The organism is Terriglobus sp. YAF25 (assembly GCF_052113305.1).
Taxonomy (GTDB): domain Bacteria; phylum Acidobacteriota; class Terriglobia; order Terriglobales; family Acidobacteriaceae; genus Terriglobus.
The window spans coordinates 1-8,774 of record NZ_JBFRCY010000138.1 but is presented as its reverse complement, the minus strand read 5'-3'; the positions used below and the strand labels follow the sequence as shown (position 1 = coordinate 8,774).

At 58.1% G+C, this 8,774-nt stretch carries 12 protein-coding genes and 1 tRNA gene; 8 read left to right on the top strand and 5 right to left on the bottom strand.

All coding sequences use genetic code 11. The annotated features are described in order from the left end of the window. Window positions 1–211 (top strand): YdeI/OmpD-associated family protein (locus AB4043_RS07765; protein WP_442306795.1); only part of this gene is annotated, 211 nt, incomplete at its 5' end. 142 nt (window positions 212–353) lie between these two features. Here AB4043_RS07765 and AB4043_RS07760 read toward each other — a convergent pair. Continuing rightward, on the bottom strand, window positions 354–1,955 hold the full coding sequence (locus AB4043_RS07760; RefSeq protein WP_442306794.1) for an MGH1-like glycoside hydrolase domain-containing protein: 1,602 nt from the start codon (window positions 1,953–1,955) through the stop codon (window positions 354–356). Window positions 1,956–2,019: 64 nt separating this feature from the next. On the opposite strand from AB4043_RS07760, the gene AB4043_RS07755 reads away from it, so the two are divergent. The 4 genes from AB4043_RS07755 (at window position 2,020) to lipA (ending at window position 4,894) form a co-directional block, all read left to right on the top strand. Beyond that, window positions 2,020–3,108, top strand: coding sequence for an A/G-specific adenine glycosylase (locus AB4043_RS07755; RefSeq protein WP_442300059.1), 1,089 nt, complete (start codon window positions 2,020–2,022; stop codon window positions 3,106–3,108). A gap of 6 nt (window positions 3,109–3,114) precedes the next feature. Beyond that, window positions 3,115–3,474, top strand: a complete 360-nt coding sequence (locus AB4043_RS07750) for a c-type cytochrome (protein WP_442300058.1) — start codon at window positions 3,115–3,117, stop codon at window positions 3,472–3,474. Then, a complete protein-coding gene (locus AB4043_RS07745; RefSeq protein WP_442300057.1) occupies window positions 3,471–3,839 on the top strand; it encodes a hypothetical protein in 369 nt (122 codons plus the stop codon). The genes AB4043_RS07750 and AB4043_RS07745 overlap by 4 nt, the downstream gene beginning before the upstream one ends. Before the next feature lie 140 nt (window positions 3,840–3,979). Beyond that, window positions 3,980–4,894 carry a lipoyl synthase gene (gene lipA / locus AB4043_RS07740; protein ID WP_442300056.1) on the top strand — a complete coding sequence of 305 codons (915 nt, stop codon included), beginning with the start codon at window positions 3,980–3,982 and terminating at the stop codon, window positions 4,892–4,894. A 3-nt stretch (window positions 4,895–4,897) separates the two neighbouring features. Here lipA and AB4043_RS07735 read toward each other — a convergent pair whose 3' ends face one another. Further along, window positions 4,898–5,206: a hypothetical protein gene (locus tag AB4043_RS07735; RefSeq protein WP_442300055.1), complete on the bottom strand. Its 309-nt coding sequence runs from the start codon at window positions 5,204–5,206 to the stop codon at window positions 4,898–4,900. A 340-nt stretch (window positions 5,207–5,546) separates the two neighbouring features. On the opposite strand from AB4043_RS07735, the gene frr reads away from it, so the two are divergent. Next, window positions 5,547–6,131 (top strand): ribosome recycling factor, encoded by a 585-nt coding sequence (gene frr, locus AB4043_RS07730; protein WP_442306793.1) that lies wholly within the window; start codon window positions 5,547–5,549, stop codon window positions 6,129–6,131. Window positions 6,132–6,185: 54 nt separating this feature from the next. Here frr and kdsB read toward each other — a convergent pair whose 3' ends face one another. Next, on the bottom strand, window positions 6,186–6,926 hold the full coding sequence (gene kdsB / locus AB4043_RS07725; protein ID WP_442300054.1) for a 3-deoxy-manno-octulosonate cytidylyltransferase: 741 nt from the start codon (window positions 6,924–6,926) through the stop codon (window positions 6,186–6,188). 90 nt (window positions 6,927–7,016) lie between these two features. Here kdsB and AB4043_RS07720 point away from each other — a divergent pair. Then, window positions 7,017–7,093: transfer RNA gene (locus tag AB4043_RS07720), tRNA-Met, on the top strand. A 6-nt stretch (window positions 7,094–7,099) separates the two neighbouring features. Here the strand turns inward: AB4043_RS07720 and AB4043_RS07715 are convergent. After that, complete coding sequence (locus tag AB4043_RS07715) at window positions 7,100–7,423, bottom strand: tyrosine-type recombinase/integrase (protein ID WP_442306792.1); 324 nt, start codon at window positions 7,421–7,423, stop codon at window positions 7,100–7,102. Continuing rightward, window positions 7,348–7,758: a tyrosine-type recombinase/integrase gene (locus AB4043_RS07710; RefSeq protein WP_442306791.1), complete on the bottom strand. Its 411-nt coding sequence runs from the start codon at window positions 7,756–7,758 to the stop codon at window positions 7,348–7,350. The genes AB4043_RS07715 and AB4043_RS07710 overlap by 76 nt, the downstream gene beginning before the upstream one ends. 456 nt (window positions 7,759–8,214) lie before the next feature. On the opposite strand from AB4043_RS07710, the gene AB4043_RS07705 reads away from it, so the two are divergent. After that, on the top strand, window positions 8,215–8,577 hold the full coding sequence (locus AB4043_RS07705) for a hypothetical protein (protein WP_442300052.1): 363 nt from the start codon (window positions 8,215–8,217) through the stop codon (window positions 8,575–8,577). Window positions 8,578–8,774: the final 197 nt, after the last annotated feature.

Here is an 8,774-nt window from a genome sequence, read left to right as displayed (position 1 = left end):
GCCGGAGATCAACCCGGAGTTTGCCGCGGCTCTGAAAAAGAACAAGGCCGCGACGAAGGTCTACGAGGCGTTCAGCCCCTCCTGCAAGCGCGAATACCTGGAGTGGATCAACGAGGCTAAGCGTGATGCCACTCGTACTACGCGAATCGAGCAGGCCGTGACCTGGATCGCCGAAGGCAAGCAGAGAAACTGGAAGTACCAGAACTGCTAGAGAGGCAGTTGCCAGTTGGGGCGGGACATTCTGCTATGGCTGGGACTTCCTTTTGTTTGTCATTCCGTAGCGATTGGGGTACCCGGTCAGCTTTGCTGGCTGGAGTAAGGGAAGCGGAGGAACCTGCTTTTCGATTGGTGACTCAGAGATTAGTGTGTTTTACCGATTGGTTAGGCTGAATCGTCTGGTTTRTTTGCGCAGCACCGGTGGGCTTGTAGCTAATTTTTCCAGGCTTCTCCCCAATACCGAGGGTCCTTACGGACTTTCCATCCAGCGTTGTCACCAGGCGGAAGGTCCCTGTTGCTGTGCCGAGCTCTTTTCCATCGAGCATGAGTGTCGCTTTGTTGCCGGTGTATCTCAACTCCGCGCGATGGGCCTTGTTGAACTTCAGTGAGAAGCGTGCATCGCTGGAGGCAGCGTAGTTTGGCCGAATGTTCCACTCGAGTGTCTCGCCTTCGATACGCACGCCGGCAAGTCTCCAGGTGTAGTCCAGCATCACCAGAGCGCAAGGGGAATAGCCGGGCTTGTCGGCCTGGGTGAACTCGGCTGTCAACGGATCGAGTTGCTGGCGGAAGGTGCCGTCTCGCATGATGGCTTCGCACCAGCGATCCATCATGTAGCTCATCTCGGCCGTGTGTCCGTAGAACTCCATCCAGCGCGGTGTGCGTAATGCCAGTAGAGCCTGTGACGGTCCGCTCCAGGTGTTGCGCGGGAATGGACGTTTCTCAAAGCCGGGATCGTCCATGGCGATGGAAGGTAGAGGGAACGGCGCCCAGAAGGCTTTGGGATTGTGGATCTGGCGCTCCCACAAGGTATCGAAGAGCTTCTGGTCGGGTACATGCTCTCCGCAGACGCGGAGCATCGCGTCGCCGCGGACCTTCACGAACTTGTTGTTGCTATCGAGGTCGAAGAAGCAGGCGTCTTCAGCGGAGTAGAGCTTCTCGATGATCAGTCTGCGGATGTGAGCAGCCTGTTCGAGCCACATGGACTCATCGCCAGGCTTGCCGAGAGCTTTTGCCATCGCAGCCAGAGCGACGCGGCCACCGTAGGCCGTAGCAGAAAGATCAGGACATAATCGCGGCAGCCCCGGGATTCCTTCGGGCCACTTTGTGGCGTCCGCATCCTTGCGGCGGTTCGGTACGCCATGCCAGCGGAAGGAGTTGTCATGGCCGGTGTCGTAGGTGCAATAGCCTTCTACCAGGCCGGTGCCGCGTGAGTTGTGATACTTCATCAACCACGCATCCCAGCGAGCGCAGGCGGTGTAGGCCTTCTCCAGCAGCTCCTGGTCGCCGCTAGCCTGCGAGAGCTCCCAGGCGGTGGCGGCGATAGGCACGACCATCTGGATCTGACCGTATCCAATCTCTGAAACCTTAATGCTTGCCGGAAGCTGACCCTCTTCGCGTTGCAACTGGAAGAAGCCGAGATGGTTGTTGCGCGCCGCATCGGGACGAATATGGCGATACACCAGGCCTTCGTGCGGAGCACACTCCTGCCAGATGCCGGGATAGTCTGCGCCTTCAATCAGAACCGGTCGATCGTATCGCGGCAGAGTCCGGACGTTACCAGCCAGGACGGCCAGAGCTTTGTCGTACGTCGTTTGCCAACGCGTGTCGGCGGTATGAAACTCAATCTCCGCGGACTCAGCATACGCGGGGGCCAGTTGCTGGGTGATGCCTTGCCGTGGAACGAGAGCAAGGTATCCGGCTGCAAGAGAAGAGGCCGCGAGAAAATCGCGTCGTTTCATATAGGAAACAATATCTTGTTTGGTAAGGCATTCCATCGGGATGGAAGCTTTAAAATCAGTCGTAATGCCGAATACAGATTTACCTTCCGAGCGGGCGGCCGATTTCCGGCGGGTGCTCGCCCGGTGGTACAAGCAGCATGCGCGCTCACTTCCGTGGCGCGAGACCCGGGATCCATATCGCATATGGGTCAGTGAAGTGATGCTGCAGCAGACACGGGTCAACGCCGTGCTGGAGCATTATGCGCGTTTCCTGGGGAAGTTTCCTACGATTGTCTCTCTGGCGCTGGCGCCGGAGGCGGATGTACTGGCAGTGTGGAGCGGCCTGGGCTACTACCGGCGTGCGCGCATGCTGCACAAGGCGGCGCAGTTCATCACCGCGGAACTGGACGGGGTGTTGCCGTCAACCTCAGTTGAGCTGCGCAAGTTACCCGGCATTGGAGAGTACACCTCTGCGGCCATCGCAAGTATTGCCTTTGGCGAAAGCATCGCCGTGGTGGACGGTAATGTCGAGCGTGTCCTGCTTCGCCTGACCGGCAGGCCGGAGCAGACGACCTCTGAGAGCAAGCGGTTTGTCACCGATCAGGCTGCTGCCCTGGTGCCGCAGCGGAGATCGGGGACGAATGCCCCTGGAGACCACAATCAGGCCATGATGGAGCTTGGAGCTACGATCTGCCTGCCCAAAGGGCCGCTGTGTCTGCAGTGTCCGGTCTACGATTTCTGCCGCACCAGGGGAGAGCACAAGACCGAGACTCGCGAGAAGATGCGCAGCCGGCGGGTGGCGTATCTGCTGCATCAGCGTAAGCGCGGTTCTGCAATCGAGGTCATGCTGCATCGCCGTCCCACGGATGCTTCCCTGATGCCGGGAATGTATGAGCTGCCGGAGCTCCCCATGGATGGAGTTGGGGAACATACGCCGACGCTGCGTGTGCGTCACTCCATCACGAATACGAACTACTACGTCGAGGTCTTCACGGCTGACAAGACGCTGCTCAGGGAGTTGCCGTTGTCGATCCGCGAGTATGAGTGGTGCCGTCTGGGGCAACTCGCCGATCTTCCGTTGACGGGGCTGGCGCGCAAGGTGCTGCGGCGCCTGCACCTGATTGCGTCGCCCGGCGTGCGCATGCCGCAACCCGAAACGATGATGCGACAATAGAAAGGCATGCCGCTGCAGAAGACATCCATTGTTTTGACGGCCGCTGTGGTCGCGACCGTGTTACTGGGGTGCCGTCACCTTGGTCCGCCGACTCCGTTGCAGAAGCTGAATGACCAGCAGACCCGCGGGTACTGGGTTTTTCAGACAAGCTGCCGTCAATGTCATAACGATCGCGAAGACAAAGCTCTGCAGGGCCCGGCTCTCATGGGGATCTACCAGAAGAAATATCTGCCCAGCGGGGCGGCGGCGACCGACGAGCGCGTGCAGTCCACCGTGCTGCACGGCCGTAACATGATGCCCGCCATGGGCGGAAGCGTAAATGAGAAGGACATGGCTGATCTGCTGGCCTATCTGCATACCCTATGAGTGACGTTCCTCAAAAACCTGCTCCCCGCGCCTCGGGCATGCTGCCTGGCATGGCTATGATCTCCGTCTTCATGCTGGTGGTAGCGCTGTTCGGCGTCTTTGGCGCGATCAACGGAGTGTGGAATCAGCAGGGCAAGTACGTTGTGCTGCCGATCGCCAGTCTGCTGGTCGTCGGTGTCTTTGGCCTGTTGCGTCTGCGCCGCTGGGGATGGGCGATTGTGACCGCCGGCTCATTGTTGCTGGCTCTCGGTTACCTGTTCGGTTTTACGACCACTCGCGATTTTCGGCTGATCGTGATGGCTGGGTTCGGTATGGTGTTTTTCCTGTACCTGATCCGGACAGAGGTCCGCGACCGCGTCCACTAGAGCATTTTCCCTGTAGGTGTCATGTAGGGCTTCCGCATCCATGGGCGTTTTCCGCAATGAAAACGCCTCTGCACGCCCCTCCCGGGATGCCCAGTAACAGGGAAAATGCTTTAGGGGACGGAGTACTACAATAGAGAGTGATGGCTCCTGTTGCCGCGTCAGACCTGGTTCAGATCGATCTCTCTCCGCGTAAGCCTGCTCCCAAGCCGGAGTGGCTGAAGGCGCGGGCGCCCATGGGCGAGACCTTCCATGCGCTGAAGAAGCTTACGCGTGAGCTTGGGCTGCACACCGTATGTGAGAGCGCGCACTGCCCGAATATCGGCGAGTGCTGGAACCATAAGACCGCCACCTTCATGATGCTGGGCAATAGCTGCACCCGCCGCTGCGGATTCTGCGCGGTGCCGAGCGGCAAGCCCGAGCCCATCGATCATGGGGAGCCTCGTCGCGTGGCCGAAGCTGTGGCTACGCTCGGTCTGAAGCATGCCGTCATCACCAGCGTAAATCGCGACGATGACAACGTTGGCGCCGCCCAGGCGTTTGTAGAGGTCATCCGCCAGATCCGTGTGATGGCGCCGGAGTGCCAGGTTGAGGTGCTGACGCCTGATTTTCAGGGAACCGAAGAGGCCATCCGCATGGTGGTCGCCGAGGGGCCTGAGGTCTTGAATCACAACATCGAGACTGTTCCGCGGCTCTATCGCGTCGCCAAGTCGGGCGGCCGCTACGAGCGCTCCATTGGCTATCTGCGGCTGGCGAAGGAGCTGAATCCGAACCAGGTGACCAAGACCGGCATCATTGTCGGGATGGGCGAGGAGACGCATGAGCTGCTCGCGGTCTTCCGCGATCTGGCGGCGATCAAGGTGGACATTCTGACCATCGGACAGTATCTCCGGCCCAGCAAAGACCATATCCCGATGAAGCGGTACTACACGCCGCAGGAGTTTGCTTTTCTGAAAGAAGAGGCGCTGCGTATGGGCTTCCGGCATGTGGAGAGCGGTCCGCTGGTGCGCTCCAGCTACCACGCGCATGAGCAGGCGCAATCGACCGGCCTAGCATAAGGATTACTCGTCGGGAGGCTTCCTGTGTGCGTCTCTCAGGTTCACCGGCTTGCTGCTGTCGGCCGGCAGATATTCGGCAAGCATCAGCAGATCCCGATAGTCCCTCTTGGCCACGTCAACCAGGCGCCGCATTCGTTCCAGGTGGCCCTGGCAGATTCGTAGAATTCCGATCCTGACCCGTTCCACCTCGCCATGCCACGCTTCGGTCTGATACTCCAGCAACATGCTGCGCGCCGACTCGCGAGCTACTTCACCTGAAAACGTGGCCTGAATTCTGTTCTCAACCTCCTCTGAGAGGGGGACAGACGTCATATCGATCTCCATCAGGGGGGTAGGGCACTGCTCCGCAGGTCTTCGTCGTATGGACACGGGGCACGTCATCAAGTTTTTGTCGTCAGAGCATTTTTCCTGTTGCTGGGTATCCCTGAAGGAGTGCGCACCGGCGTTTTCATCGCGGGAAACGCCCACAGATGCGGAAGCCCTACATGACACCCACAGGGAAATACTCTGGCGTTGCGAGCGCAAATTTGTTCAGACGAAGCCGACGCGCCCTGGACCCAACAAAAATACCGGGATTCGATTGACGCCCCCACAAAATCAGGCCAATCCTCTAGAATCAACATTTGCGCATCCGCGCATTGAGGAAGACTGTATGGCATCGGTAATGGCAAATATTCCCGCGCTCAAGGATCTGCATCAGRATCTCAAGCGACGCATGGAGAAGTCGGTGGAGGAATTCCGCGCCCATCTCCTTGGTGTTCGCACCGGACGGGCCAGCGTGCACATGCTCGACAACATCCGCGTGGACTACTACGGCAGCGAGATGCCCATCAATCAGCTTGCGCAGATCAACACGCCGGAGCCGCAGCTCATTGTGGTGCAGCCATTCGATCTTGGTGTCGTTGGCCTGATCGAAAAGGCCATCCGTATGGGCGGTCAGGGATTCAATCCGATGCACGACGGCAAGATCATCCGTGTGCCGATTCCGCCGATGACCGAAGATCGCCGCAAAGAGGCGGTCAAGCAGCTCTCCTCCACGGTTGAGGACCACAAGACCGCGATCCGCAACATCCGCCGCGACGGCAACGATCAGATCAAGAAGGCCGGCAAGGATAAGGCGATCTCGGCTGACGACGAGAAGCGCGCCACCGAAGAGGTGCAGCAGTTGACCGATGCGGAGATCAAACGCATCGACGAGCTCTTCAAGGCGAAGGAAAAAGAGATTCTCACCATCTGATCTGGCGCAAGCCTGTCACGGAGAGCGGGGACCCTACGGGGTCCCCGCTTGCATTTAACCGTGACGCTTCATCAGGACAGCCTCGGCGGCTTTCAGATCGGTCTCCGTATCGACGCCGATGGTGTCGAAGTGGACCGGCTCGACGTAGAGCGCGAAGCCATTTTCGAGCAGGCGTAGCTGTTCCAGGCGTTCAGTCTGTTCCAGTGCGGAAGGGCCGAGTTCGGTGAAACGCTCCAGGGTCTGCCGGCGGTATGCATAGAGTCCGATGTGCTTCCAATAGGGCACATCGCCGATGCGGTCGCGGTGGTAGGGAATGGTAGCGCGAGAGAAATAGAGAGCGCGGCCGTCGAGGGCGGTAACTACTTTCACGGCGTTGGGATTGTGGATATTCTCCGGCGTGCACAGCGTCTTGATGGTGGTGACGTCGACGTCGGGTTTATTGAAGGGCGCCAGCAGGGCATCGATGTGCTCCGGCTTGAGCAGCGGCTCATCGCCCTGGATGTTGACGTAGATATCGGCCGAGTGATGCCGGGCCACCTCGCGAACGCGGTCGGTGCCACTGGGCAGGTCAGAGGCGGTCATGGCGACGGGCCATCCGTTCTGGCGGCACAGGGCTGCGACCTCTTCGGCATCGGTAGCGACGATCAGGTCGTCGAGCCCGGGGCAGGCTTTCGCCGCTTCATAGACCCACGCCAGCATGGGCCTGCCGGCGATAGGGAGCAGAACTTTACGTGGGAGCCGTGTGGATGCGAGGCGCGCAGGAATGACGCCAAGGACGTGTGGTTTGGTGGACATCGGGATGCAGGTTTCCGTTCGCGGCGTTTTGCCGTAAAATGAAGTTTAGCTGGTTGCGCCACCTTGGTGCGTCAGTTCCTTCCACGCGCCGGCGGTGTAGCTCAGATGGTTAGAGCGACGGACTCATAACCCGTAGGTCGACAGTTCGATTCTGTCCACCGCCACCAATCACTTCAACACTTAGGCTGACGATTTCCGTCGTTTGGATTTTCGCGCGGGTCCATTTGGGTCCAATTAGGTAAAAGGGATGCAATGCTGCGCTGCGCCTCCATCCTTTCCGACGAAACGGACTGAGCATAAGTGCCCAAGGTCATCGTTGGAGAAGCATGGCGAAGGATCTCTTGCGTCGTTCGGATACTGGTGCCGCCTGAGACAAGTAACGACGCAGTTGATCTCCGGAAGCTATGCCATCCGAACTCTTTCATGATTCCGGCTTTAAGAGCTGCCGGCCGGATTCGTTTGTCTTCGGTTCCCCTACGATCTTGTTGACCCAGCATCGAACGATGTTGATCTGCTTTTTTTCAAAATCAATATCGCTCCATTTCAGCCCAATCAGCTCTCCTCTGCGGAGACCGGTCACGACCGCGGTAAACACGAGTGTGAAACATGGCTCCGGATGTGTCCATAGTTCCCTCAAGAGATCGCAAATCTCTGTGAGTTCGAGCATCACTGGGGTGAACATCCGCTTGCGCGTCTGTCTCACAGAGGCAATCGGATTGATGAAGGTGTATTCGTACCGAATAGCATGGCGAAAGACCATGCCGAAGACAGCGCGAGCGTGTGCTTTGGTTGCCGGAGCTCCAGAGATCTCGGCGAGCCAACGCTCGACCATCACTGCTTTCACTTCGGTTAAAGCGAAACTCCCCCAATCGGGGCAGGATGATGTTGTCTAAGTAGCCAATGTAAGTTGTCTTGGTCCGATGGGTTCGATTGCCGTTTTAGGTGGAGAACATTATGGATGCTGTTGGAAGCTCCGGTGGCCTTGTACTGGCCCGTCTGGTTGTTCTTCCATGGGCTCCCCGCTTGCTACTGGCAGCATAACTGCATATAGAGGCTGTTGATACGGGACAAGTGCCACGGGGAGCTATACGGCAGCTCGTGCCGTAAGAGCCGCTCCTCTCTCCTCTCAGCATCGTTCCCAAGGTCTACAGACCTCGGTAACTACCTGATTTACTATCCTTTACAAGCTCAAGCGCTACAATCGCGGAAGGTTTGACTCCTCTCCGCTTTCTACAAGTGGGCCACCCGCCCTTCGACAACAACAACAACCGTATTAGGAGACGACACGATGAGCACAACAGTACCGAAACGGATTGAACTCGATTCCTCTGAGGCCCCAGCCTCCAAGACGAAGATCCTTGCTGAAGGCGAAGCGCAAACCCTGGATTCAAGCTATTGTTGGGTTGCGAACGACACGAACAACTCCTACATTGTGTTTATGCGCCACGACGATAACTATATAGCGCAGATCTGGGGGCAGCCACCAGGCATGACGATGGGCATTCCGCCGAGCTGGAAGGTAGACATTATGGCCTGCGATGGCAACGATTTCTATTGGGGTGACACCGATGGAGGTTATACGTATGGTGCCGACTGGCAATTGACAACACAGGCCGGCCGTACCTTTTACTGCAGCAAGATGTCCTACTGATCTGCGGGGGGGGGCGGATTCTATGACATCTTGAGTCGGCTTCAGTCTGGCTCTTACGGGGGGAACGGCAGTAATGCCGTTCCCTCACCCGGCTCGTATGAGACGCATCTGAACTTCTTACTAATTGGAAAACTGATAATCATTCAGGTCTTGGTAAAGGCTTCGGCCGTCGGCGCTCACAAAGACTCTATAGAAGG

Bases quoted from the DNA above. Each gene is read 5' to 3' on its own strand.
- AB4043_RS07745 (WP_442300057.1), top strand. From the start codon at position 3,471: ATGAGTGACGTTCCTCAAAAACCTGCTCCCCGCGCCTCGGGCATGCTG.
- lipA (WP_442300056.1), top strand. From the start codon at position 3,980: ATGGCTCCTGTTGCCGCGTCAGACCTGGTTCAGATCGATCTCTCTCCG.
- AB4043_RS07705 (WP_442300052.1), top strand. From the start codon at position 8,215: ATGAGCACAACAGTACCGAAACGGATTGAACTCGATTCCTCTGAGGCC.
- AB4043_RS07755 (WP_442300059.1), top strand. From the start codon at position 2,020: ATGCCGAATACAGATTTACCTTCCGAGCGGGCGGCCGATTTCCGGCGG.
- AB4043_RS07715 (WP_442306792.1), bottom strand. From the start codon at position 7,423: ATGCTGGGTCAACAAGATCGTAGGGGAACCGAAGACAAACGAATCCGG.
- AB4043_RS07750 (WP_442300058.1), top strand. From the start codon at position 3,115: ATGCCGCTGCAGAAGACATCCATTGTTTTGACGGCCGCTGTGGTCGCG.
- AB4043_RS07735 (WP_442300055.1), bottom strand. From the start codon at position 5,206: ATGACGTCTGTCCCCCTCTCAGAGGAGGTTGAGAACAGAATTCAGGCC.
- AB4043_RS07710 (WP_442306791.1), bottom strand. From the start codon at position 7,758: ATGGTCGAGCGTTGGCTCGCCGAGATCTCTGGAGCTCCGGCAACCAAA.
- kdsB (WP_442300054.1), bottom strand. From the start codon at position 6,926: ATGTCCACCAAACCACACGTCCTTGGCGTCATTCCTGCGCGCCTCGCA.